General features: G+C 41.7%; 25 protein-coding genes. All 25 read right to left on the reverse strand.

Annotated elements, in window-relative coordinates:
• Window positions 1-90 precede the first annotated feature (90 nt).
• The 25 genes from IGI49_RS12460 to IGI49_RS12580 all read right to left on the reverse strand — a co-directional run bounded on the left by IGI49_RS12460 (window position 91) and on the right by IGI49_RS12580 (window position 26,117).
• Window positions 91-735 (reverse strand): hypothetical protein, encoded by a 645-nt coding sequence (locus tag IGI49_RS12460; RefSeq protein ID WP_429964738.1) that lies wholly within the window; start codon window positions 733-735, stop codon window positions 91-93.
• Window positions 736-750: 15 nt separating this feature from the next.
• Window positions 751-1,602, reverse strand: coding sequence for a BsaA family SipW-dependent biofilm matrix protein (locus IGI49_RS12465; protein WP_429964739.1), 852 nt, complete (start codon window positions 1,600-1,602; stop codon window positions 751-753).
• Window positions 1,599-2,357, reverse strand: a complete 759-nt coding sequence (locus IGI49_RS12470) for an LPXTG cell wall anchor domain-containing protein (RefSeq protein ID WP_429964740.1) — start codon at window positions 2,355-2,357, stop codon at window positions 1,599-1,601. Before IGI49_RS12470 ends, IGI49_RS12465 begins: the two co-directional genes overlap by 4 nt.
• 41 nt (window positions 2,358-2,398) lie before the next feature.
• Window positions 2,399-3,715: a hypothetical protein gene (locus IGI49_RS12475; protein ID WP_429964741.1), complete on the reverse strand. Its 1,317-nt coding sequence runs from the start codon at window positions 3,713-3,715 to the stop codon at window positions 2,399-2,401.
• A gap of 62 nt (window positions 3,716-3,777) precedes the next feature.
• Window positions 3,778-4,707, reverse strand: coding sequence for a signal peptidase I (locus IGI49_RS12480; protein WP_429964742.1), 930 nt, complete (start codon window positions 4,705-4,707; stop codon window positions 3,778-3,780).
• A 13-nt stretch (window positions 4,708-4,720) separates the two neighbouring features.
• The gene (locus tag IGI49_RS12485) at window positions 4,721-5,779 is read right to left on the reverse strand and encodes a glucosaminidase domain-containing protein (RefSeq protein WP_429964743.1); all 1,059 of its coding nucleotides are present in this window, start codon (window positions 5,777-5,779) and stop codon (window positions 4,721-4,723) included.
• Window positions 5,776-6,087, reverse strand: coding sequence for a hypothetical protein (locus tag IGI49_RS12490; protein WP_429964744.1), 312 nt, complete (start codon window positions 6,085-6,087; stop codon window positions 5,776-5,778). Before IGI49_RS12490 ends, IGI49_RS12485 begins: the two co-directional genes overlap by 4 nt.
• Window positions 6,084-6,578, reverse strand: a complete 495-nt coding sequence (gene lepB / locus IGI49_RS12495) for a signal peptidase I (protein ID WP_429965000.1) — start codon at window positions 6,576-6,578, stop codon at window positions 6,084-6,086. Before lepB (IGI49_RS12495) ends, IGI49_RS12490 begins: the two co-directional genes overlap by 4 nt.
• A gap of 9 nt (window positions 6,579-6,587) precedes the next feature.
• The gene (locus tag IGI49_RS12500; protein ID WP_429964745.1) at window positions 6,588-7,727 is read right to left on the reverse strand and encodes a hypothetical protein; all 1,140 of its coding nucleotides are present in this window, start codon (window positions 7,725-7,727) and stop codon (window positions 6,588-6,590) included.
• 17 nt (window positions 7,728-7,744) lie between these two features.
• Window positions 7,745-8,614 (reverse strand): hypothetical protein, encoded by an 870-nt coding sequence (locus tag IGI49_RS12505; RefSeq protein ID WP_429964746.1) that lies wholly within the window; start codon window positions 8,612-8,614, stop codon window positions 7,745-7,747.
• A 392-nt stretch (window positions 8,615-9,006) separates the two neighbouring features.
• Complete coding sequence (locus IGI49_RS12510) at window positions 9,007-10,113, reverse strand: tyrosine-type recombinase/integrase (protein WP_429964747.1); 1,107 nt, start codon at window positions 10,111-10,113, stop codon at window positions 9,007-9,009.
• Between the two features lie 844 nt (window positions 10,114-10,957).
• Window positions 10,958-11,716 carry a winged helix-turn-helix domain-containing protein gene (locus tag IGI49_RS12515; RefSeq protein ID WP_429964748.1) on the reverse strand — a complete coding sequence of 253 codons (759 nt, stop codon included), beginning with the start codon at window positions 11,714-11,716 and terminating at the stop codon, window positions 10,958-10,960.
• 16 nt (window positions 11,717-11,732) lie between these two features.
• The gene (locus IGI49_RS12520) at window positions 11,733-12,476 is read right to left on the reverse strand and encodes a recombinase family protein (protein WP_429964749.1); all 744 of its coding nucleotides are present in this window, start codon (window positions 12,474-12,476) and stop codon (window positions 11,733-11,735) included.
• 197 nt (window positions 12,477-12,673) lie between these two features.
• Window positions 12,674-15,913: a hypothetical protein gene (locus IGI49_RS12525; protein ID WP_429964750.1), complete on the reverse strand. Its 3,240-nt coding sequence runs from the start codon at window positions 15,911-15,913 to the stop codon at window positions 12,674-12,676.
• Between the two features lie 112 nt (window positions 15,914-16,025).
• A complete protein-coding gene (locus tag IGI49_RS12530) occupies window positions 16,026-16,664 on the reverse strand; it encodes a hypothetical protein (RefSeq protein WP_207701447.1) in 639 nt (212 codons plus the stop codon).
• A gap of 12 nt (window positions 16,665-16,676) precedes the next feature.
• Window positions 16,677-17,540 (reverse strand): BsaA family SipW-dependent biofilm matrix protein, encoded by an 864-nt coding sequence (locus tag IGI49_RS12535; RefSeq protein ID WP_207701446.1) that lies wholly within the window; start codon window positions 17,538-17,540, stop codon window positions 16,677-16,679.
• Window positions 17,537-18,295 carry an LPXTG cell wall anchor domain-containing protein gene (locus IGI49_RS12540; protein WP_429964751.1) on the reverse strand — a complete coding sequence of 253 codons (759 nt, stop codon included), beginning with the start codon at window positions 18,293-18,295 and terminating at the stop codon, window positions 17,537-17,539. The genes IGI49_RS12535 and IGI49_RS12540 overlap by 4 nt, the downstream gene beginning before the upstream one ends.
• Window positions 18,296-18,326: 31 nt before the next feature.
• A complete protein-coding gene (locus tag IGI49_RS12545) occupies window positions 18,327-19,643 on the reverse strand; it encodes a hypothetical protein (protein ID WP_429964752.1) in 1,317 nt (438 codons plus the stop codon).
• A 51-nt stretch (window positions 19,644-19,694) separates the two neighbouring features.
• Window positions 19,695-20,669, reverse strand: coding sequence for a signal peptidase I (locus IGI49_RS12550; protein ID WP_429964753.1), 975 nt, complete (start codon window positions 20,667-20,669; stop codon window positions 19,695-19,697).
• A gap of 13 nt (window positions 20,670-20,682) precedes the next feature.
• Window positions 20,683-21,789, reverse strand: a complete 1,107-nt coding sequence (locus IGI49_RS12555) for a glucosaminidase domain-containing protein (protein WP_429964754.1) — start codon at window positions 21,787-21,789, stop codon at window positions 20,683-20,685.
• Window positions 21,779-22,081 carry a hypothetical protein gene (locus IGI49_RS12560; RefSeq protein ID WP_429964755.1) on the reverse strand — a complete coding sequence of 101 codons (303 nt, stop codon included), beginning with the start codon at window positions 22,079-22,081 and terminating at the stop codon, window positions 21,779-21,781. Before IGI49_RS12560 ends, IGI49_RS12555 begins: the two co-directional genes overlap by 11 nt.
• Window positions 22,078-22,518, reverse strand: coding sequence for a signal peptidase I (gene lepB / locus IGI49_RS12565; RefSeq protein WP_429964756.1), 441 nt, complete (start codon window positions 22,516-22,518; stop codon window positions 22,078-22,080). The genes IGI49_RS12560 and lepB (IGI49_RS12565) overlap by 4 nt, the downstream gene beginning before the upstream one ends.
• 69 nt (window positions 22,519-22,587) lie before the next feature.
• Window positions 22,588-23,733 (reverse strand): hypothetical protein, encoded by a 1,146-nt coding sequence (locus IGI49_RS12570; RefSeq protein ID WP_429964757.1) that lies wholly within the window; start codon window positions 23,731-23,733, stop codon window positions 22,588-22,590.
• 17 nt (window positions 23,734-23,750) lie between these two features.
• On the reverse strand, window positions 23,751-24,662 hold the full coding sequence (locus IGI49_RS12575) for a hypothetical protein (protein WP_429964758.1): 912 nt from the start codon (window positions 24,660-24,662) through the stop codon (window positions 23,751-23,753).
• 348 nt (window positions 24,663-25,010) lie between these two features.
• Complete coding sequence (locus tag IGI49_RS12580) at window positions 25,011-26,117, reverse strand: tyrosine-type recombinase/integrase (protein ID WP_429964759.1); 1,107 nt, start codon at window positions 26,115-26,117, stop codon at window positions 25,011-25,013.
• Window positions 26,118-26,223 lie beyond the last annotated feature (106 nt).

The following is a 26,223-nucleotide window of genomic DNA, read 5'->3' on the forward strand; positions in this document are numbered from 1 at the left end:
AAACTCATCAAATCAATGTTCCACTTGGTAAAACACTCATCTCATGAGTGTTGATCATTTAATAGTAAGGGATACAGAAAATCTGTACCCCTAGTTGTCCGTCATAGTCTTCAAGGAATCATCGATGGCTTTTAGCGGCTGGTCAGTTGGCACGGCTCCTTGCCACCAAGCCTGGCGATAGGCCGCTTCCTGGCAATTAATTGTTTCAACCTTCAATGATAAGGAAAATGTTGCTTCATGATATTGATTACCTAACTGATCAGATAACTTTATCGAATCAAACAGACTGGTAGTAGATTTTTGCGGCTTCACTGCTTCTTTAACATAGTAGTAATAGCCATCCCCACCATCTTTCCATTCATTTACGTTTAAATTTTCCAACACTAAATCCGTTCCGATGACCAAGGGTAGAACTTGCTTGTTTACTGAATCACCGATTACTTCAGCTCGAACCTCTGGCAGAACCATTACTCGAACAAATTGATTGATCGTTCCCGTATTTTTGATCGTAACCTTCTTTTCAATCGATTGGTTTTTAGGAATTTCGGTTAAGCTGTCGTCAAATACTTCCTCCAGCTTGGTTTCCACTTGTCCAATTAGAAAGTCATTCTCCTTTTTATCCGTCGCTGTCATTGCCGCATACACAAAATAGCTGCCGCCAATTAGCAGGAGGATCAATCCTAACGTGACCACGAGGTAGACAGCACGCCGTTTTTGTTTATTCTGTACCTTCATCTCGCTCCTCCTCGCCTATTTGGGGACATCTAGTTTATTTTGGTACATCTTATAGGCATAATCACCGTTGGAGATACTCCAATCTGAAAGCAGATCTTTGGTTAAATCATGTGCCTGCATTTCAGGAACTAACTTGTATAACGCTCCTTTGTTTTGATTCGCATAAGCTGCACTCAAGGAGACACTATCCAATAGATTTGGTGTAACTTCATTCGGTTGAAGGACCTCCGAATAATAGAAATAGCCTTTTTCGAAGTACCAATAGCTGCTTTCATTAACCGCTGGCGGGCTGTTCTGATCAAAGACTTTTCCCGCTTCAAAATTCATTTCAATCTTAGACAGAGGTTCAGATCTAGTACCTTTATAAGGGTACATCTGATTCAATAGAGCAATATTCGCTTTGTAATAGGTATCTGTATTCACACCATATGTGTTCCCAACAACCCATGTATCAGTTTTCTTCACATCAATCGTTGTAGCACTAGGTAGTCCATATACTTTCAAATTCCCATTGCCGTCACCAGAAACATGATTATCAGCTGTATCAGTCTCAAATCCTACGAAGAATTCTTTTAAGGAAATACGAACAATTGTCGGTACTTCACCCGTGTTGCGAACACGGACATTCTTTTCCTTCGTAGTCCCAGGTGCCCAGTGAAAGACTTGACTAAAATCCTCTTCCACAATCGCCGACAGCTTCCGATGATTTGCATCGGTTCGATTGACTCGCTCATCCGCTGACGTAATCCAAGCATAGGTACTTCCAACTATCAAAAGTAGACTCAAAACGATAGAGAAGCAGGCGAATAAGCCTTTGCTTTTGAGAAATACACGAAACAAATGCTGGCGTTTTTCTTTTTGATTCATTCCTGCTCCTCCTCTTGCCGTTTTTTCCATAAGAACAAGGCAATCAACACCAGCAGCAAACCTGTCAGAAACAGGTAAACAATTTCTTCACCTGTCTGCGGTAAAAGCTTACCGCTGGAACCAGAAGATGCTGGTGTACTTGGTTTTGTCTGCGGTAATTGCCTAGAGCTATCGGCTGAAGCTATCGGTTTCCCTGAAGAAGATGGTTCAGTCGAGGAGCTTGGTTCGGTCGGTTGATCCTTTGTTCCTAGAAACGTCCAGTAAAAGTTCAACGTACTTTTCTCTCGCAAATTCTCATTAGTCAGAGCCGAATCTACTTTAAATTTAGCAACCAGCAATTTATCTGTCCCATACTTGCATACACCTAATTCCAAGGGTATCTTCGTCCAATCTCGGCTGGTATCCCCCAATAGCGGACCCTGATAAATCTCTTTTCCATCTAAGGTTAGGGTCATCGTAATATGATTTTCCCAAGCTATTGAACCACTCGAGTCGATTTTTTCTACTAGCATCCCTAATGAGAAGGGTTCTTCCAAGTCCAAGCTGCGAATCGTAATTTCCTTTTCGTAGACATCACCCGGGAGAATATCCACTAAATCAATGTAATATTCTCCCTCGGATGTAGCATACATGCCATCGGAATCCCCGATCACCATGCCGGGAGGAAGTGCTCTTGCCGCTTGCACGGTGGGCATGCCGCAAAAGAAGAAACAGAAACACAGGATACTGCTTAATACTGTTGTAAGCTTTCTCAATATCTGCCACTTCTCCCTTCATTTCATGGTGTATTCATCAACTAAATGCCGGCTTTAAGTTTGTTCACAATTAGTAAAGTATCGCCAGTTGGTGCTGAGCCATCGCCTAGGTGCCAACCTGCTGAATCAGTCAATGCATCGGCATTAGCTTGAACAGCTTCCATCTTCACAATTAGATCATATGAAGCATTGGTATACTCTGTACCCATTGCACTTTCAAAGACTAGTTTCTCTAATAGATTCTTGGTTGTTTCGCCTGATTTCACCGGTACTGTGTAATAGAACCAGCCATCGTCTTCATTGTAGACCCACTTGCTGTTAGTCAAAGTAGCTGTATCTGTTACATCCGTGCTATAACCTATACGGATATTGTTCTTACCCAAACCATTTGTATCTGCTTGAACGCCTTTATTGCCTGTTGCTGTTGGAATTTGATCTGCTACTGTTGCTGGGGTTACTGCTGGAAGACCAGCGGCACTAGCATAACCTAAACCACCAAAGGTATAGTCATAGTTCACGCTGTAACGAACACCGTCAGTACCAAGCAATGCACGTCCAGTCGCTGCACCGTCTTCATCTGGTAGAGAAGATTTTGCCCAGTTGACTGCCGTATTCTTATAACCATTTTCATAGTAGCCATATTTCACATTAGTTAACGCAAAATTCCAGTCTTTGGCATCAAGGCTGCTGTTTTCATTGCTAACTGTAATATCGAAAGTCATTGATTGATATTTGTTTTTACTTGCATCGTAGCCGACATCGCCAGGGTTTTTCCCAGTGTTATCTGCATGGGTGAAGTATTCGTGCATCAATTTGGCTTCGTAGCTGATCTTTTCAACGTTCGTGATTGGATCAATGGTTTTTCCACCTTTAACCAATAGCTTCACGTTGTCATCAGCTGGTGATACTAAACCGGCAATTTGACCAGCAGGTACTTGGATAAAGCCATCTTTGTAGGTTTGATCTCCATTAAAGTTGATTGGCATATGCTTATTCAAACCTGAATCGTTCGCTACGTAAGTATATTTCGCTCCCGTAACTGAACTTGGGTCATACTTTTCTGCACCTAATTTGTCTAAATGCTTCAACACTTCTTCATAAGAAACCCGGACAAATACACTGGCAGTACCGGTGTTTGAGACTGCTACTTCTTTGGTTGCTTCGGTTCCTGGTACCAATGGTTTTGGTTCCCATGTTTCTTTCACCGTTACGCTGTTGTCATTAACCGCTGCTGATTCCGCCCGGTTAATCCGTTGATCCTGTGCAGTAATCCAGGCAAACGTCCCCGAGATGGCTGCGATTAACGCTAAAGCTGCTGCTGCAGCCATCAGCTTTTTCTTTTTACTATTCTTCTTCATTCCTTTTTCCTCCTATACATCCTTTTTTTACTTTTTATATAAATACTTGTATGAACAAGCAGTTATACCCCTCTTGGATAATTCCTTTGTTTCATTGGTCGTCTCACTGGTTCTGGTTGTAGAAAATAGGCCTTAAGAACCAGGAAGAAACCGAAGGTAGATACGACACACACTAGACACAGCCACAGATTTTCTTGGACAAAATTCAGAACACTGCCCATCTTGGGAATCACAAAGGCTACTTTTCCGTAGATTCTATCCGCAGAAATCGGTGGGTCTTTACTGTTGTTGGCGTCCCCTTTGGTGACAATATAATCACCCTTTTCCCCGTTTAGTTCGTCTAACCGCTCTACCATTCTATGGGTCAGATAGCGATCTCCCTCACCTACTTGGAATGTGACAATATCGCCTTCCTTGACCTGACTGCCATCCGCCATCTTTACCAATACAATATCTCCCGCATAGAAGCCTCTTGAAGGCGAATCTGGTTGTGGCGCCATTGAGTTGGTCAAGACTTGGTAGAAACGATAGCCAAAGATCGCCGCATCAGACTTCTCACTAAAGGCAAACATCAAGGAACTGAGTAAAATTCCAATCGTCAGTGTGTAAAAAAACAAGTTATACACGAACAGGAATATCTTGCGATTTGTAGACTTTTTCGCCTCTTGTAGAGGTGGTGTTCCCTGTTGAGTTGGTCTTGGCCGTTGAGGTCGCTGTCTCGGCGGAGCCATTCGCTCCCATTCAAAGCCGTAACTATTGGGTCGCTTACTCTCAAAATCTTTTGGCGCCCTACGCGGTGGATACGACTCTCGAAACCGACGTGGGTAATCACCCTTTCGTGACCCCTGCGATGAATACCTTCTTCTATCGTCATATTCTTCTTCGTAATAGTCATTTTTTCTAGGCGGTTGACGGTTAGAAGGGGGCCGTTCGCGATACGGTAGTTCGTCAAAATCATAGTCATGATCTCGGTATTCACGTTGTCTCGACATATCTCCCCTTCTTTCATTGGATAATTCGATTACCTGATAACTGTTTAGCTGGTCGTTGCGCAGCTGGTGGGACGACAATTACTGGTTGCTTGGTTTGATTGACAAGAAGTTCCTGTTCGCTGCTTTTGCTAGATGCTTCAGCTGGTTGTTTTTCTTCCGAACTGGCTTCTAATTTGATTGGATACTCCGCCGATTGTTCTTGCACTGCTTCAACGCTTTCGGTCGGTTCCTGATCATAAGAAGTTAAATTGTACGCTTCGATTAACGCAATCAATTTCTTGTCATAAGCTGTATCGGTCGCGTATTTCCCGGTTAAAGCTTTTGCTGCTTCTTGGTGTGTTGCGGCATTTGACTTCCAGGTTCCTTGATAAAAACCAGCATTCCCTGAAATTCCTTTTTTCAAGAGAGCCGCATAGTCTTCTAAGGACTCCTTATAGCTGGGATACTGACGAAAAGCGGATTGAATCGTGTAAAGCTGACCGTCTCCTCTATCCTCCTGTGTGCTAAAGGACACTTGGTGACCTTGATAACTGCCTTTAATCCCAAATAAATTATGATAAGGTGGACGCCCCAACTGACTGTTGCCAGAGCCTGTTTCCAAGATTGCTTGTGCAATCATCACTGAGGCATATAACTCTTCGTTCCAGGCAATCGTTTGAGCATCCTCTCCAATTGTTTGAATGAATTCTTCAGTCGTTTGATTCTTTATCACTGAGAATTGATAATTTTCTTCAACTTTTTCCACTGGCAAAGACGAGCTCATCTGAATCTCCTTCACAGCCGACTGAACTTCCTCACTGCTAGAAGAAACTTCTGGTACAGCCATTTCACTCGTTTCGGTGAAGCTGTCAGTTTCCTTAACTGAACCTCCAAGCATGAAACTTGTTGCTGTATCCGATACTTCTTGACTGTTTATCGTTGGAACGACAGAACTGCTAGTATCGCTTGACGAAGTTGCTTGTTGCACCGTTGACGAATGCTGAACTTCCGCAGACACCGCCTGCTTTTCCTGGATTTGAGAGCCAGTGAATGCTAAACAGCCCAATAGTAATCCAAATACCTTACCTTTCATTGAGTGGGCCGCCTTTCCTGTGGTTTATCCGCCGGCCGTCCTCTCGGTCGTTTAATTCCTTGTGCAGCCAGGCGCTTCAAATCAAGAAGAACGGAATGATAGTGTAACGCAGTCATTCGTAAATAAAGTGCCAGTACCATCAATAACAGCAATAAAAACAATTGGCTGACCGTGACTATCTCTTGAAAATCGGTAAAGTAGAAAAAGATGCCTAATACGACCACACCTAGCAACACCACCAAAGAGAAAAGCCAATAGACCCAGTACCAGAAGGTGTACCATTCAATTTTTTCCTGCAATGTCTTCATTTATCCGTGTTCCCCTCTTTGATGATTCCTAAAATCTGCTTCTCTGGAACTAGCCCAAAAATTCGACTGTCCTTAGAAACCGTGCGATTGTCTCCCAAAACAAAATACCAGCCAGCGGGAATCGCTCGATTACTAAAGCTATTCCATTCAAAATCTTCCGTAATTGACGCAAATCTATCCCCTACCAATTTTTCGTTAACAAATAATTGTCCACCTTGGTAATCGATTTTCTCTTGCGGCAAGCCCACCACCCGTTTCAGATATAGTCCATCCGGATCATCTGGCGGACGCAGTACCACTACATCAAAGCGTTCTGGTTTATGATGGGCCTTAACCTGAACAACTTCCTGCTCCCAAAACGTCGGATTCATGGATTCTCCACTGACTGAGTATTTGGGGTATAACCAGTAATACATGCGAAATGCTCCGAAGAAAAGTAAATAGCAACAGGCGGCAGCTGCTGTGAATTTCGTTAATACCGACCTTTGAATAAATCGACCTCAACCAACCTCCTGAGCATCTTTAACTGGTGCATCCTTGTGCTCTCGTACTATCTTCTCCAGCGTTGCACTTTCTCCCTGCAGCAAATCAAAGTAGGCAGCCTTATTTAACAAATTGTCATAGTCCATTTTCATCAATTTGACATAAGGCTTACGAAACCAAGGTCGCGCGTGGACTTTTGCCCGGGATTCAATGACCTGACACTCGTACAATACAAAGTGAATGTCTCGTGCTGACAAATTAGCTTTTATTTGTTTTACCTGATCCCGCTCATAGACCAGCTTGTCTCCAGTCACCGTCATCTTTTCTGTCTTATTCACCAGCTCACCATTCAAATGCCACATCTGTTCTAAAAAACGAGCCTTTTGCAACAAATAGGTATATTCTCGCAAGCTTATCGTTAACCGTTTGTCCCAATCGCTCTCTTCTTTTGGCTGGCTGCGGTCGAAATATTGGACACCGCTATAAAGCATGGACAGCTCAAGTTTCTCGATGACCATTTCCAGCTTTTGATTCACAGCTCGAAGGCGCGCCTTGCTTTGGCTTTCCTGACGCACATTCTCTTCCTGTACACGAGCTGCTGTGAGCTCAACAGCCGACGATACTTCTTTAGCTGGTGGTGCAGGAGTCTCTGCAATGAGCCCTGCTTCAAAATTCTGACCAGCTAATTCCAGCAATAATTGCTCTGCCCGCTCCAAAACCTCTTCAATCGGCAAAGAAAATTGTTGCATGAGACTTTCCTCCAACTGAATTGCAAAAGGAAAACCAGCTTCGTGAAAAACTAAAGGAACAAAATCAAAGCGATAAACCTGTCGACCATACTTTGGTTCCTCAGTTTGCACCTTCAACCAAGCAAACTGAGGAAAGAACTGGTGCAACGCCTGCCAAAAAGTCGACCATTCAAATTTCCCAGGAACCAACAACAGCTCCATGTGATAGCTGCTGTTCATAAACTGGAATAATTGCTGAAAATGCTGATAAATCTTTTCCCGTTGCTCAGCACTCAAGGTCCCATGCGGAGCATACAAATATTCGCAGGCGCGTTCAATTTCTGTAAGCAGCGGTTGAGTGATTAACTCCTCGGTCATTTCAGGTGCCGGTGTAGGATACAGGGCAACTAAATTATTGGATTGCTTCACTGCGATCCACCCCTCTCCTACTCGTCTTCCAGCAACGCATCACTATTGGCAAGTAAACGAACAAAAGATTGTGTGGTTTCTTCTTGAACAGAGCGCAGCCGCTTACGATAGTTTTTGATTTCCTGCTTCATTACTCGCAACTCCAGAGAAGCATCATGAATCACTTGATGCGCTTCCTGTTCCGCCTGACTGCGAATACCTTTGGCTTCATACTCCGCCCGTTCCAAAATAGCCCGTTCCTGCTTTTTAGTTTCAATCAGAATGGTTGCCAATTCCGCCTTCATCTCTTCGTTTTCTGCTTGAGTTTGCTTTAATTCCTCAATTTCCCTGCGAGATTGTTTTAAGACTTCCGACTGCTCTTGCTGGCTGCTTTGAACTTGATTCCTTAATTGCTTAATCTGCTGTTCAAGCTCTCTCGTTTCAATTTCCTTAGTTGCCTGCTTTTCTTGCTGCTCCTGCAGCAATTGTTCTTTCTTTGTCAGTGTTGTTGCCATTCCGGTCATTTCTGTCTGCTTAACTTCCAGCTGACGTTTTAGTTGGGCAACTGTTTCTTCTAGCCGTTCAATTTCTTGTTGCAAAGGTTCTTCCTGACGAACCGGTTCCCTCTCCTCACGCACCGGAGGCTGAACTGCTTCTGGTTCCTCATCATAACGCCGTTCGTACTGCTCATCGAAACGTTCCTCAGCTAGTGGATTCGGTCTTTTCCGTGATCGGCGCTCTCCACGAGAGTAGTCAGTATAATTGTCATCTGGTCGCTCGTAGCCCTCATCTGGGTACGTTTCATAACCATAGTCCTCCTCATACCCTTCGTCATATTCATCGTAGAAATAATCTTCCTGATGGGGATCTTGATAAGCGTCCCTTTTCTGCTTGCCAAATCCAAACATGTCTGTTTTCCTCCTCAATTGCATCTTTCGTCTATCTCAATTCATAAAAACTTGTTTCAATCGGTGACTGAAACCAATTTTTTTGCTTAAAGCATGCTAAACTAGTAGGTGATTCCCTTTTTCCATCTATCTTTGAATTGCATAAAACAAGACAGGAGCAAGACGGCTTGCTACGGCTGGATTTCACAGTGCGACGGCTTTTTTTGACGGCTTTTGGGACACGTAAAAAAATCATTCCATAACAAAAAGCTGGCTGCTTTATGTCATAAAATGATTTCTAAGTATCGTTCTATCGAGCTTTTAAAAGTAAGCGTTTTCTCGGAATGAGCAAAAAATTCCTTCCCGATCGAAAATGATGAAAATTTTTTTAATATTTGTTATTTATCCTTCGCTTATGCTAGTGCTCGTTCCATCGAAGAAATAGTCGCTATTCGCTGCTCCAGCATTGAGTCAGAATAAATATCTAACGTCATCTGAGTTGACGAATGTCCCAGCAAGGCGCTGACTGAAGGTATGTCCGCTCCACTTTCTAAGCAGCGTGTCGCAAACGTATGGCGAAGCTGATGAAAATGCACCTTTTCCAGCCTTGCACGTTTACGAATGCGGTGAAAATGATAGGTCAACAGACGTGGCTCACAAGGCTTGCCATTAACAGAAAAAACGAATTCCCCCTGCGACTTCATTTTTTGCTCCTGCAGCTCTTTGCGAATTTTACTGGACATCGGAATTACCCGATAAGACGATATACTTTTAACCGTACCATAGTTCAAGACAGTTTGCTGAGTGGCAGTAGATAATACACGTTGGTAGGTATTTTCAACCAGAATCAGATTTTGATCAAACAATACATTTTCCCATTTCAGAGCAGCAATCTCTCCAATTCGCATTCCTGTATGCATTGCCAGTATTGCTGACAGACTCTGATCACTTTGATCTTTAGCTGCTGCATTTTCTAATTTTTTCTGTTCTTGTTTAGATAATGACCGTACTTTTTTTCGTTTGACTTTAGGAAGCTTGACAGTTAAGCAAGAGTTTTTAGCAACCTTTCCATTTTGCTCAGCTGATTTTAGTGAACGGCTTAATAGGCCCATAATTAGCTTGATACTGCTTGCAGACAAGCCTTCTGACACCCATTGTTGCACCATCTCCTGCAAACATTCATCCGTGATTTGATGTAGCGGTACGTCAGCCAAATGAGGGAATAAATAGTGTTCTACTTTGTAGCTATAGCTGGCGAAAGTAGATTCCTTCACTGTGTCCCGAATCTCATCAATCCATTGATTCATCCATTCTTTGTAGGTCATTCCTCCGACTACGTGATAATGAGCTAACAAAGCTATTTTCTTTTTTAACGGTTCAAGTCTTTCCTTCACCTCTCGATAGGTTTTTCCGTATATATATCCATAGCGCAATTTTCCATTTTGTTTACGTCCAATATGGTAGCGTCCTTCCCAACGGTTATCCTTACGCTTATAGATATTATCGCCTCTTCTTGGCATAAAATAACTGTCTCCTTTCAAATTTTTGACGGTCTTAAATGACGGTTTGAAAAAAACAATGACACGCGATGAATCCCCTGTGTTGTATCAAGTTACTTTTCGTTTTTTAGATTTCGATTACTTTCCTAAATATTTTTCCAATTTAAACGTTGCTTTTCCAGTTCTTTTCTTTTATAATTTTTAATGAAATCGATAAAAAGTTTATTTCGCATATCAATTTATTTTTTATTCCTATCTACTTTTCTTGTTTTATGCAATTCAAAGATATCCCTATCATAACTCTTCATAAGAGGTTAAAGGAATAATTTCTAATAATTATTTTCTTTCCTTTGAGGCATAATTTTCACATGTTATTCCTGATTAAAACAATTATAAAATTACATTCACTATTGACAATAGTATACTTATGCAACAAATTAGGAGTACTCTAACAGATTTATTACGAATCCTTAGATTACTCCTACTTTCTATTTATTTGATTGTCTTAAAACAACAGCAGCTATGGCTATTATCTTAGTAGCTGAAGAACTGTTTGCTTTCGAAATTTTAAGTCCTCTCACTAAACATGACTAATTGAAATCTTCTTAACTTGTCCAAATTATCTCAAAATACGCTCCAATTCCCTTTTAGCCAAACACTTCGCTATAATCGAAACCGTTTTAAGTAATATACTCCCACTCCCAGATATTACTTAGTCTTTAAACCTTCTTCCATTTCAAATCACTATAGACTGCTGGATCTGACAATACTTTGTTTATAAGGAGGAGTAACTCTATGTATAAGTTCATGCTGTTCATATTAGAAAAGACGCTCAATCAAATATTGATTGAGCGTCCCCACAGCTTTAAATCGTTGCGTAGCGTAAATTTTCTAGTTGCTGTGATCCTAGCAGCCAATAGTCATAAAAGTCACTACTTAATTTATAACCTCTTCCCCAGAGTGTAGTGATGGTTTCACCAGAAATCCCATGCAATTCAAATTTGCGTTTTAGTTTGTTAATTAGACAAGACAATTGACTCATATTTGATGGGGTGTCGCCATCTCGCCAAAGATGTTCACACAATTCTTTGCGGGAGAGTACTCCACTCCTCGGATAGGCTTCAATCAAGCGTTCAAACACTTTTAGTTCGGTCTTCGAGAAACTCTTCAGCAGCAGCTTCAAATCATTCTGTTCAACTAGTTCGCTCTGGTGAGGAAAAGAAAGAATTTGAGTTCCTACAGACGCTTTTGATTCCAGCTGTTTATTTAATTCATTTACTTTTTCCCGTAAGGTTTCGTAGCTGATGTCTTTGCCCAGCCATTCCGAAATTCCTTGCTCTTGCCAATAAGCTTGTTCTTCTTCATTAGGATAATTCTCCACCATCCGTAAAATCATCAACTGATGGTTTTTCAGCAGACCTAGAATTTGCTCAACCTCTGAATGACAAAGACTTTCACTTAAGATAACCCATTGAAAATAAGATAAAAAAGGGCTAACGGAGCCTTGCTGCAGTCGATAAATCATATCGGTCGAACACAAAATTTCACAATTCATCCGTTGTAATTTACTAATTATAGTTTCCTCTGCCAATGAGTTTTTCGTCAAAATAAGTACATGTTGCATTGGATTCACCTTCTCTTTAGGTTTTTGAAGTTTTTTTCTCTTTAATGGGTGGTTTGGCTTCAATTTCTTCAGTATCGATTAAGACATTCCACAAAATAACCAACGTCACAACTACACAAATAGCAATTTGTATCCATAGCTGCTCAAAATATGATTCTGCTAATTTGATACTAAAAATCGCCAGTAGGAAACAAATAACTAGGATGATCGCTAGTTGAATCTGTTTTAATTCCTGTTGAATACGATAAGCTGTTTCAATCGGTATTCGCTTCTGCTGAGCTACTTTTCGAACAGAGTTCTTTTCCACCAGCAGCCAAATAATCTCACGATACAATTTGCGTGCCTCCGGTTCTTTACTGAACAAAGAATACGCATCCTTGCTGCGTTCGCGTTCCTTACCCGCCTTAACCAGGACCGGATGCAGCAAACGATCATTCCGCAGTGACCAGCGAAAAATCTGTCGCCACTCTTCAATGCTCAACTGCGGTAAGTTCAACACATCTAAGGTCATTTCTAAGGTTTCCAGCTGACCAAGACAGGCTAATAACTGACGGTAATCTCTGGAAATTACTTCCCATGAAGCAACAATCAAATGATCTCCAGGTTGAGCAAAATTCAACAGCGCCTGAAACTCACTTGTTGGCGAATCCAGGGCTTCGACCTCTTGATGCCCGTCAGAAAAAAGTTCGTCCACCGGATAATCTTCCAGCATATCCAGTTGTTGGGTAATCTGGTACCCACGTGCATAGCCAAGATTCATCGTGTCCTTCCTCTTTCTGTTGGAGTTTTCCCCACAGTCGTTGCTGACCGTGGCTGTTTTCTTAATAGTCGATTAACTTTCCCTTGCAAGTCTCGTTGATCTTTCATCAGCGAGAACAATAAATAGCTTTGGACTAATACGATCAGGCCTAAGATAAGTAATAACAGATAGACCATTCTATGCCTCGCCTCTTTCACTTATTTGGTTTTAATTTTTCCTAAGTCATTATGGCTATAATCCCAACTATAGGGCTGAGGCTTCCCTTGATTTTCTTCCGTCGGTTTAAGATACAACGTCAGCCAAAATTCTTTTTGAGCATCAATGGTTCCACGCCCCAACGATACAATTCCAGTCGTTTTTGAACTATTGCTAACATGACTTGCACCATTTGGATCACTGGCCTCATCCGTTAAATAGCAGCCCTCATACTGATAAAACTCCGGAACAGTAACAGATAAATGAACCTCATCTTGAACACTCGTCAGGTGATTCGTAGAAATGGCCCAGTTGCTAAAATTAGGATTGTCGCCCTGTTTTCCTGAAGGAACAGTCATATCTGCTTTATAATTGGCATCCAAGCTAGGTGATCCGCTATTGTACAAATTGTTCTGTACCGTAACATAGCCTTCACTAGGAACAACTAGTTCGTTCAGTGGACCATTAATTACCTGACGAACATGTAAAATAGCTTTGCGCAAGGAGTATATAAGTTTTCCTTCTTGGTATGTTTTAGAAACCGTATAGTTCAACCCTCTAGGTGTATTATCTAGTTCCTGCGCTTCAATAAAACTATAAAATTCTAAGCTTTTTGGTTGAACAGTGACCGCTTGTTCGAGTCTTAATCGCTGATCAAAAATAATATCTCCATCAGTTAAAGCCGTTCCTTGCTCATCATAGGCTTTTAAAGAGATTTTTTGCGGAATTGCTGCATTCCAGCAAACATCTGTAATTTCGTCCCCTTCTGTTTGACTGCCATATTCAGAGAATTCGATATAGAAGCCGGCCACATGGGTAGTTCCATCATGCGGTATGTCATTCCAATACTTTGTCTCGTTTGCTTGAGCAAACTGTAAAACGTATTCTCCTGTTCCCCCACTATTTGGTTCGGTCCTAGGAGTTCCCGGATTATTATCTACATTATTGAATCCATTATACGTACCCACAGGGGACTTCCCACCGTCAATGAATCTTACCTTATCAAAGAAAACCGTTCCTTTTTCCGGCCCATTCGCCCAATACCAGTCACTTGCTGTACCAGCTGCAAAAGTGTAGTGAGCGATATTAGGAGAGAGATAGGATTCATCATCAATCCGTTTAGCTGTAGGTGTGGTCATTCTCAGCCTAGTACCTCCTAACCAGCCAAAGGTTTTTCCGATATTATCATAAACAAAATCATGTTCTTGTTCTGAGGACAAAGTAGCAAGATAACCTGTTAACCCGCGATAAGACATCGTTTTGGCTCGATTATAGGCCTCTATCCAAGTATTCACCTCAGGAATAAATGCATAGTAATGCCGCTTTCCACTAGGATCAATCCAATACGTATAGGTTTCTTCATGGAGAATTATTTTAATATTTCCGGAAGAATTCACCGGACTTTTTATCGTAAATCGTAACCCTTCAAGAAATGTTTGAATAGTTGCGGCACTATTATTTGTTTCCATCGCAAAACTGAAAGAATAGTAGTCAGCCGTTTCACTGTTCTCGAAAGAATACCAATTCGTTGGTAAAGTTAACGAAGAGAAATCTTTAATTTCTGTATTTTTCGGAATTTGAACTTCAATTGATTTCATCTTGTTATCCATTGTAGGATCGACAGCCATCTCCACTAATTTTGCTTCATTACCGGTTCGTTCGATTTCAAAGTCAACTGGTTGAATCATTTCTTTAATTTGCTGGCTGGAAACAGTTCCCACATTGTTGGCACGATCTACTGCAAGTACATGGACATATTTTCCGGAAGTATTTTTCTCTGATAGTGTAAAACTTGTTGCCGTTTCATACTTCACTGAGTCATCATTTGGAGCTACATATAGATCGAAATCACTGGGATCTATTCGGCCAAAAGCATCCTTTTTTGCTTCTACTTGGGCGGCTAAAGTAGAAACAGAAGAGTTTGAAACTTCATAGAAATAGCCTGCAATGTTACTAGTAATCGTTTCTTTTACTTTATCTGAAGTTTTTACTCCACTACTTTTCGTATTCGCTTCAATGTACCATTGATATTCTTTTCCTTTGTCCGTAGCGTCCACTCGAACATTTACGTTTTCTTCGTCTCCACATCGAATGACAAATTTTGGTTTTTCAGGTTTTTCATTATCTAGCACCGTGTAATCGTTGGCCCTTGATTCTAATGTAATTTGTGCCAGATTATAGAGAGTATTAGCGATTATTTTTCGTTCATCAAGTGTAGAACGATCTGTGCTTTCACTACTATGCCCGGTTTGAATCATCCCAGCATTCCCGTTTGTAACTAGATAGAAGTTAGTCGTAGACGTTGGTGTATCATAGATATTACTTAACCCCCAAGTTCCAGGATCTTTAAAATTGAGCCAAATAGTTCCGTTGTGCGCGCTTCCAGCAACTTGACCAAAAGAATGTGTGTAAGGCACAGAAAGTTCTTGATCATTTTCTAATTCGTGAGGATATTTCATCAAATATCCATTATTATTAACAATGACGGTATCTGATCCCGGATACGCCTCACCAAGAGTATGTTGATTTCTAAGTCCAATACCTAGATAAGGAGCTAAACGATTATTTTGGGTCAAATCAGCAGTAACACCTGCCCAATTTCTGGTATTTCCAGATAGTACATCATGCCCTACCAATAGTCCCCTACCTGCATCAATAAATTCAATAAGCCTATCCACAGCATTTTTATTAAAGGAAACATTATTATTGGCATTTGCGGTCCCTACAAAAACGACATCATACTGATATTCTCCTTGAGCATTTTTCAAATAGCCAAGGGGATCATTATTGGAATTGGTGTTAAACTCAGTGAGAGAAATTGGTGTAACATCGATCAATCCTAATCCCACTGTCGGATCACTCATCCAGTCCCGAATATCATTAGGATAAACATCAGGATAAATATTCAACACCTTAATCGCATCCCCATACCTAGTAGAACGCATATCCCAAGTAGTTCCATCCTCTGATTGATATAGGCGATACCCTTCTGAACTCAAATCAGGAACATCATCCCATTTCAACTCCGCATAGCTCTTTTTATCGGTCCCATCCCATCGATTGTCTGCTGTTAACCGGAAATCTCCAGCAGTTACTACTTCAGAAGCTTTGATCGTTTCTTTTTTAGGCGTATCTTTACTAGTAAACAATGCCAATAGTCCAGCAACAGCGATCATTGATACTAAAATCCCTAAAACGATCCGAGAATGATAATTCGTTCTTTTTTTCGCCCTATTTTTCATTTCTTATCAATCCCTTTCCCTTCAACACTTATCAAATCAATGTTCTACTTGATAAAACACTCATCTCATGAGTGCTGCACTTTTGTATGAAGGGACACAGAAAACTGTATCCCTATTTATCAACCTTTGTTTTTAGTGCATCATCTACATCTTTTAGTGAACCTGTGGTGGGTGTGTTTCCTTGCCACCATGAATCACGGTAAGCAAACTCTGCACAATTAATCGTTTCGGCCTTCAAAATGATCATCAATTTGGAACCGTGGTACTGATCTCTTAATTGATCTGAAAGCTTTACTTTCTTGAATAACTCGCTGGTTTCTTTTCCAGGTTTAACGGCTTCCTTAATGTAATAGTAATAACCGTCTCCACCATCTAGCCAATCCGATGCAGTCATTTCTTCTAGAATCAAATCTGTTCCAATTTTCAATGGTAGAATCTGCTTGTTTTGGATATCACCAGCTATTTCTGCTTGTACCTGTGGAGAAACCATTACTCGAATGAACTGATTAATAGTTCCGGTATTTTTGATTGAGACTTCTTTTTTTATCGAAACATCTTTAGGTATTTCCGTTCGGAATTCGAAATCTTCTATGATCTTTGTTTCTACCTGACCAACGCGAAAATCGTTTTCTTCGCGATCCGTTGCTGTCATTGCTGCATACACTAGATAACTTCCACCAATTAGTAGGAGGAGACAGCTGAATGCAATAACAAGGTATAACGTGCGACGAGCTTTTCTTCGCTGCTTCATCTTGCTCCTCCTTTACTTGGCTAATTTATCTTTATAAAGATTGTAGGCATGATCACTTGCAGGATTGATTCCCCAATCAGCAATCAGATCTTTGGAAAGATCATGGGCTTCCATTTCCGGAACCAGCTTATACAATGCCCCTTTGTATTGATTGGCATATCCTGCATTCAGTGAAACACTTTCCATCAGATCAGTAGTGGATTCCTTTGGCTGCAGAATTTCTGAATAGTAAAAATACCCATCTTCGTAATACCAATAGTTGTCTTTCCCACTTGTTGCAGCTGGTGTATCAAAAACCTTATTCGCAGTAAAGTTCAATTTAAATGCGGATAGAGGCAGCGTACGCGCTCCACCATATACATAAGATTGATCGATTAATGCCGTATTTGCCTTGTAGTAAGTATTGGAATTTACTTCATAGGTGTTACCCACTACCCATGTTTCGGTTCTTTTTACATCAATCAGAGTTGTAAAGCTGTCAAAAATTTTCAGATTCCCATTACCATTCAGATTGTTTTGTGGATTGGCATCCAGACGATGATTATCTGAAGTATCTACTTCAAAACTGACAAAGAATTCCGTCAAAGATAAACGAACAATTGTCGGAATCTCTCCATTATTGGTTACCTTTATCTTTTTTGTTTTCGTTACTCCGGGTGCCCAATCGTAAACTCGATTAAAGTCTTCCTCAATCATTGCAGACAAGGTCTTGTGATTTGCGTTGGCGCGGTTCACTCGCTCATCTGCAGATGTAATCCAAGCATACGTACTGCCTACAATCAAAAGTAGACTCAAAGCAAGTGAGAAGCAGGCAAAAAGCAGCTTGCTTTTGAGAAATACACGAAAAAGATGTTGCCGTTTTTCTTTTTGGTTCATTCCTGCTCCTCCTCTTGCCGTTTTTTCCATAAGAACAACGCGATCATTACCAGTAATAAACCACTTAAGAACATATAAACTATTTGCTCACCGGTTTGCGGCAACAGCTTCCGATTAGAAGGTATTCCTTGACCAGTGGATGGTAACTTGCCTGATCCGCTGGGCGAACTTGGAATTGTCGGTTCAGACGGTTGCGTTGGTGTTGTGGGTTCTGTTGGCTTCGTTGGTTCTTTCGGTTGATCCTTAGTTCCAACAAAGGTCCAATAAAACTCCAGTTTGCTTTGTTCTCGCAAGTCTTCATTGGTTAAATGTGCATCCATCGTGAAGCGTGCCAACAATAGTTTATCTGTTCCGTACTTGCATACGCCCAGTTCCAACGGGGTTTTTGACCAATCAAAACTGCCATCGCCCAAAATAGGGCCTTGATAGATTTCTTTTTCATCCAAAATGAGGGTTAAGGTGATATGCTCTTTCCAAAAAATAGATCCGTTAGAGCCCACTTCCTCCACTAACAGGCCTAGAGAAAAGGGGTCTTCCAGGTCTAAGCCACGGATGGTAATTTCCTTTTCATACACCTCTCCTGGGAGAATACCCATTAAATCAATGTAATAGTCTCCCTCAGAAGTAGCATACATGCCTTCAGAATCACCAATCACCAAGCCAGGAGGAAGTGTTTTGGCTGCCTCAGCAGCTGGAGAACCGCTGAACAGAATGAAGAGACTAAGTATTCCAATAAGTATTCTGCGCATGTTCATTCACTCCCTCCTTGCTTAAAAGCTCATCAAGTTAAATACCAGCAACTAGTTTAGTCACGATTGCTGCGGTGTCACCTGTTGGTGCAGCACCATTACCTAAGTTCCAGCCGGCACTGTCTGTTAAGGCATCTTTGGTTGCCTGTACAGCTTCCATTTTCACAACTAAATCGAAGGAAGCATTGGTGTACTCAACACCTAACGCACTTTCGAAAACCAATTTTTTCAATAGGTCTGGAGTTGTTTCACCAGATTTCAACGGAACAGTGTAGTAGAACCAGCCATCTTCTTCGTTGTATACCCATTTGCTGTTTGCTAAAGTCCCAACATCTGTGATGTCTGCACCATAGCCTACACGGATATGATTTTTACCTAAACCAGTCGTATCTGCTTGTAAGCCGTAATTAGTAGTTGAAACAATTGGCTTTTGGTCGGCAACGGTTGCTGGAGTTGGTCCAGGAATCGTAAATCCAGCGCCCAAACCAGCTGCTGTATTCGTGTAGTTGTAGTCTACGCTGTAACGTACACCGTTAGTTCCTAGCAAGGCATTCCCAGAAGCAGCTCCTGCTTCATCTGGTAAAGTAGATTTTGCCCAGTTCGCTACGGTATGTTTGTAGCCATTTTCGTAGTAGCCGTATTTCACGTTTGATACTGTGAAATCCCAATCCATTCCATCATTACTGCCGTTTTCATTGGTTACATTAATATCGCAAGTCATTGCTTGGTATTTATTTTTTGTTGCATCAAAGCCTACATCTCCAGGATTCAAACCAGCGTTGGAAGGATCGGAGTAGTACTCATGAACCATTTTTGTTTCTAAGTTGTTGCTAATAGATCCAGTCAATGGATCAACTACTTTTCCACCTTTGGCTAACAATTTCACATTGCTGTCTTGGGCAGTTAAACCAGTCACTTGTGCGGTTGGAACAATTTTGTACCCATCACTGAACATAGAGGCTGCATTGGCATTCACTGGCATGTGTTTACCTAAACCAGGATCATTAGCCACATGAGTATATTTTGCATTAGCTACAGTTACTGCATCATACTTAACATCCCCTTTTTCAGTTAAATGCTTCAGTACTTCTTCATAAGAAATCCGTACAAATACACTAGCGTTCCCTGTATTAGAAACAGACACTTCTTTCTTCGCTTCCGTCCCTGCAACTAATGGCATTGGTTCCCATTGTTCCTTCAATACCACGCTGTCATCATTGACTGCTGCTGATTCTGCCCGGTTAATCCGTTGATCCTGCGCAGTAATCCAGGCAAACGTCCCTGAGATGGCTGCGATTAACGCCAAAGCTGCCGCTGCAGCCATCAGCTTTTTCTTTTTGCTGTTCTTCTTCATTCCTTTTTCCTCCTATACATCCTTTTTTTCTTTTTATATAAACACTCAAATTTACGAGCGGTTATACCCAGTGGGATACCCAGTTCTTTTCATTGGTCGTTTAGCTGGTTCTGGTTGCAGAAAATAAGCTTTCAGCACTAGAAAGAAGCCAAAGGTCGACAACACACACACAATACATAGCCAGAGATTCTCTTGAATGAAGTTCAAGAAACTACCCATTTTAGGGACAACGAACATCACTTTTCCTCGCACACGTTCAGCGAGAATCGGCGGATCATTGCTTTTATTGGCATCTCCTTTGGTGACAATGTAATCCCCTGCTTGTCCATTCAATTGATCCAACCGTTCCACCATTCTATGGGTAAGGTAACGATCGCCTTCACCAACTTGGAAAGTAACAATATCTCCAGGTTTTGCCTGTGAGCCATCGATCATTTTTACCAATACAATGTCCCCCGCATAAAATCCGCCCGAAGGAGAATCCGGCTGCGGTGCCATGGAATCGGTTAAAACCTGATAAAAACGATGCCCCATTATCGCAGCATCAGATTTCTCACTGAAAGCAAACATCAAAGAGCTAAGCAGGATCCCAATCGTTAACGTGTAGAAAAACAAGTTATAGACAAACAGAAAGATTTTTCGATTGGTCGACTGCTTCGCTTGCTGCAAGGGTTGTGCTCCATAACCGGAAACTGGCCGAGGGGGACGTTGTCGTGGTGGTGGCATCCACTCTCGACTCTCACCACCATAAGATGCTTCCGGTCTTGCCATTCTTTGATTATTAGGTAATGGCCTCTGATACTGACCCTCTCTTGAATCACGCGAACGCTGTGGCGGGTGATCATAGTGCGGATCGTATCCTCGTTGTTGTGGTGGACGATTAGATTCTCGGTACCGAACAGATCGTTCCTCCTCCCAATCGTCGTATCTCTGCGGTGGTCGCCGGTTTGAGGGGGCACGCCCACGATAAGGTGGTTGCTGATCGAAATCATCATTTCGTTGCCGATATTCCCGCGATCTCGTCATGGTTCCCCTCCTTTCATTGTGTGGTTCGATTGCCAGCTAACTGCTTGGCAGGTCGTTGTGCTGCTTCAGGAATTTTTTGCACACTTTGCTTCGTTTTATTTATCTTCACTTGTTTTTCGAGTGCTTCAGAATTGAAAGTAATTGATTGCTTATCTTCACCGAAATCGGTAGTTGAATCGACAGTAGCGGCTTGACCTTCCACAGAGGGTTCAATAGTTTCCTTCTTCGGTTCTTGATCCCAAGCATCCAAGCCATAAGTTTTGATCAATGCATTCAGCTTTTTGTCATAGGAAGTATCTGTGGCATATTTTCCTGTTAATGCTTTAGTTGCTGCTTGATAGGTTGGCGCCTTTTCTTTCCAAGTTGCTTGATAAAAACCAGCATGACTCGAAATACCTTTCTTCAACAAAGCTGCATAATCTTCTAAGGATTCTCTGTAGCCAGGATACTGTCGGAAAGCGGATTGGATCGTATACAACTGACCGTTTCCTTTGTCTTCTTGGGTATTGAATGACACATTTTTTCCTTGATAGCTCCCTTTAATACCAAACAAATTATGATGCGGCGGTTGTGCTAGCTGACTGTTGCCCGACCCCGTTTCCAGAATTGCTTGAGCGATCATTACCGAGGCATAGAGTCCTTCATTCCAGGCAATCGTCTGAGCATCGGCTCCGATTGTTTGTATAAATGCTTCGGTGGTTTGATTCTTTACTACCGAAAACTGATAATTTTCCTCTGCTTTCGCAGCCGGCACAGGGGTTTGGACCTGAGAAACTACTTCCGGCACGGTTGCTTCAAAAACAATAGCTTTTTCTGCGGAACCTTCTGTTGCTTCCTCTGTTGCCTTTATTGGTTCAACGAATTCAGTCACCGACGAAGCCGAATGTCCTGTTTCATTACTCGTGATTTCTTCTAGGAAAGAAGATTCTGAAGGTATAGTTGACTCTTCACTTTCCATGCTGCTACCAGTAGAACTAGCTGCTACACTTGAAGTCATTTCCTGTTGAGAAACTATTGACTCCTTCGTTTCAGCTAAAACAGATGGTTTCACTTGTACTTGATAACTAGTAATTAGACCTCCACCTAGAACCAGACAGCCCAGCAAGAATTTACTTAACATCTTGCTTCCGCCTTTCCTGCGGGCGTCCTCTTGGCCTTTTTGATCGAGCTGCCGCTTGCTTCAACTTCATAAGAACATTGTGATAGTGCAAAGCAGTCATTTTCAGATATATCGCTAATACCATCAGCAACATCAAAAGAAACAATTGACTCACTGTCACAACCTCTTGAAAATCAGTAAAATAGAAAAAAATGCCCAGTATCAGTACTCCCAGTAGTATGACCAAAGAGAAGAGCCAATAAACCCAATACCAAAAGGTGTACCATTCGATTTTTTCTTGCAGTGTCTTCATTTATTTGTGTTCCCCTCTTTGACGATGCCTAAAATTTGTTTTTCCGAAACCAGCCCAAAGCTGCGGCTATCCTTCGAGATCATTCGGTTGTCCCCTAATACGAAGTAATAACCTTTGGGAATTGGCTTGCTAGTAATCTGCGTCCAAACAAAATCTTCGGTCTGATCAGCAAAGGTATCCTTAATCGGTCTCCCATTTACAAACAAACAACCATTCTGATAGTCGATTCGCTCTTCCGGTAATCCAATCACACGCTTAAGGTACAAGCTTTGCGGATCATCTGGTGGATGGAGGACCACGACATCGAAGCGTTTTGGATCGTGATGTGCCTTCACTTGAACAATTTCTTGTTCCCAGAAGGTCGGATTCATGGACTCGCCGCTAACAAAATATTTGGGATAAAGCCAGTAATAGCCGCGAAATAAGCCTAAAAACAATAAGTACGTCAGGATAAAGGCGCCAATTAGTTTTGAAATAACTGGGAATTGATTCCATCGTCTGCGACCTCAACCAACCTCCTGAGCTTCTTTGACCGGTGTGTCCCGTTGTTCCCGCACCATTCTTTCCAACAAGGCGCTTTCCCCCTGCAGTAAATCAAAGTAAGCCGACTTGCTTAATAAGTTGTCATAGTCCATCTTCATCAATTTCACATAAGGCTTTCTGAACCAAGGCCGAGCATGTACTTTCGCTCGAGACTCAATCACCTGGCACTCATACAGTACAAAGTGAATATCACGAGCAGACAAATTGTCCTTAATTTGTTTCACCTGATCTCGCTCATAAACTAACTTATTGCCAGTTACCGTCATCTTTTCAGTTTTATTCACCAACTCACCATTCAAGTGCCACATTTGTTCCAAAAAACGCGCTTTCTGGAGCAGGTAAGTATACTCACGAAGGCTGATTTTGATTCGTCTGTCCCAATCGCTTTCTTCCTTGCTCTCCTGATCAAAATACTGAATGCCGCTATAAAGCATTGAAAGCTCCAGTTTTTCAATCACCAGCTCCAGCTTTTGGTTGACTGCTCGAAGACGTGCTTTGCTTTGACTTTCTTGTTTCACTTCTTCTTTCTGCACTCGATCTACGGATACCGCAGATTCTTGTGCTGGGGTTTTCGTTTCCTCGATCGAAGTTAATCGCGGTTCCTTCACAATACCTTCAGAAAAATGTTGTTCTGCTAACTCAAGCAACAGCTGTTCTGCTCTCTCCAACGCTCCATCATCTGCTGCTGGAAATTGTTGCATCAGACTATCTTCTAAATGAATCGCAAACGGGAAGCCAGATTCTCTAAAAACTAATGGAACAAAGTCAAATCGATAGACCTGTCTTCCGTACTTAGGCTCTTCTGTTTGCCCCTTCAGCCAAGCAAATTGAGGAAAAAACTGATGCAACGACTGCCAAAAAGCAGTTAGATTCAATGTTCCCGGCACCATTAATAATTCAATGTGATAGCTGCTGTTCATCAGACGAAATAATTGTTCAAAATGCTGGTAAATCTTTTTCCGCTGCTCTTCGCTCAACGTTCCATGCGGCGCATACAGATACTCACAAGCTCGTTCGCTTTCCTCTAGCAGAGGCTGTGTCATCAATTCCTCCTGCATGGTAGGAGCTGGTGTAGGGTACAAGGCGAGTTGATTCTGAGATTGCTTCACCAAAAGACACCCCTCTTCTATTCGTCATCCAATAAGTTGTCGCTCGTTGCCAACAAACGTACAAAAAATTGGGTCGTTTCTTCTTGTACCGAACGCAACCGTTTACGATAATTTTTAATTTCCTGCTTCATTACTCGCAGCTCCAACGAAGCATCATGAATGACCTGATGAGCCTCCTGTTCGGCTTGACTGCGAATGCCTTTGGCTTCATACTCTGCTCGTTCTAAAATAGCTCGCTCCTGTTTTTTTGTATCAATCAGGATCGTAGCCAGTTCCGCCTTCATTTCTTCGTTCTCTCTTTTCGTTTGTTTCAATGCCTCAATCTGCCGTTGGGCTTGAGCCAAGGCCTCGCTTTGACTGGTTTGATCTCTTTGTAAGTCACCTTTCAGTTGAGAAGCTTGTTCCTTTAACTCTTTGATTTGTTGATCCTTATCCGCCAGCTGCTCCTGTATTTTCTGTTGATTTTTTGTTTGCAGCACTTGTATTTGTTGCTCTGATTGGGCCTTCTGCTCCTGAAGGCTTTGTTCTTTTTCAGTCAAAGTTGTTGCCATCGTAGTCATTTCCGCTTGCTTCACTTCCAGCTGATGTTTTAGTTGGGCAACTGTTTCCTTCAAACGGTCGACTTCTTGCTGCAACTGGGACTCTTGCTGCTGCCTAGAATCCTCTTCTGTTTTTGATGCCTGGAATGGCTCAGCATCTTCTTCATATCTAGCACGTTCATCCATAGGCGCTGCCATTCGCCGTCTGGATCGGCGATCTCCACGATCATACTCGCTGTAATTCTCCGTCGGACGTTCGTAGCCTTCCTCTTGATACGGCTCATAGCCGTAATTCTTTTCATATCCTTCGTTGTCGTATTCGTCGTAATAATAATCATCTTGGTTTGATTCCTGATATACATCCTTCTTTTGTTTTCCGAACCCGAACATGCCTACTCCTCCTCTATTTGCCTAGTTCATAAGTTTGAATTTTGAATATTTGATTGATTTCATCTATACTTTTAGAAAGCACAAAAAATTCCTCTTTTTTCTTGGTCTAATGAAGACTAAGAAAGCTTTTGAGAAGCCTATTCAGACAATAAAAAAAGACTGTCCTTTGACGGCCTTTGACGGAATAAGCGTTTGTAAGCAGCAAAAGCAACCTCTCGATCACTTGATTCACTACCAAAATAAAGAAAAAAGTGCTGACTAACTTACCGCTCTTCACAGTAAGCGCTTACTATTAAAAAGGCAAAAAAACTCCTCCAAAGCGTGAGAATCGTTTTTTTTGAAAGCGTTTTACACGACTGCTTTCTCCATTTGCGCAACAACATGGAATTGTTGCTCCATCAAAGAACTCGCATAAGTATCTAGGGTCATCTGTGTCGATCCATGCCCCATTATCGCACTAACACTCACAATATCCCCTTTACTTTCCAAGCAGCGCGTCGCAAAGGTATGACGAAGCTGATGAAAATGGGTAGTTTTTAACTTCGCTTTCTCTCTGATCCGATGAAAATGATACGTCAAAAGCCGTGGTTCTAAAGGCTGCTCTCTCTTAGATACAACAAATTCGCCCGTTGCTTTTTTTCTTTGACGTATCAAAACTTGCTTGAGTCTCTTGCTCATCGGGATAGATCGAATCGAGGAAGTTGTTTTAGAACTAGTATAAATCAACTCCGTTTTCTTACCTGCTACAACGCCAAAAACTCGTTGAAACGTCGAATGAACATGGATCAAATTGTTTTCAAAATCAATGTCTTTCCAAGCAAGTGCTGCTATCTCTCCAATCCGTAATCCCGCATAAAGAGCCAACAAAACAGGCAGTCCGTTCCCATTTTCTTCACTTGTCACTGCTGCCTCTAAGCGTTTTTGCTCTTGTCTAGTAAGTGCCTGATTCCTCTTCTTTACCACTTTCGGCAGCTGTATCAACTTAAATGGATTCTCCTTCATCATCTTTTTGCGAATGGCAAAATTTATACACTGAGTTGTAATCCGAAAGATGACCTGAATAGTGGAGGGCTTCAATTTTTTTAGCTGCAAAGATTCCAGCAGCTCTCCTGCAGCTTGCTCATTCAGTTCATTTAACCCATACTCTCCAATCTCTGGTAAAACATAATGAACCAATTTGTGTTCATAATTTGCATAGGTTGATTGCTTAATTGTTGGTTGGACACTGTGAAGCCATCGATAAACCCATTCTCGTAAAGAAATGGCAGATTCTCCCCGATCCTGCTGAATCATCTGATATTTTACTTTCAAGGGATAGAGCTTTTCTCGGACTTCCCGCAGCGATTTGCCATACACCGAACCATACTTTGTAGTTCCATTTGCTTTTTTTCCTTTGGGATATCTCCCCTCCCAGCGTTTGTCTTTACGCCAATAAATATTTTCACCTCTACGCATACTATCAATTCCTTTCTATATAATGACGGAATTTTTGACGGTAAATAGAACTGCCTTTTATTCCGACTTTTTTCAGCACATCATCCAACATCGATCGTTACGAGAA

It is taken from the genome of Enterococcus sp. AZ071, assembly GCF_050499065.1.
GTDB lineage: Bacteria > Bacillota > Bacilli > Lactobacillales > Enterococcaceae > Enterococcus_A > Enterococcus_A ferrettii.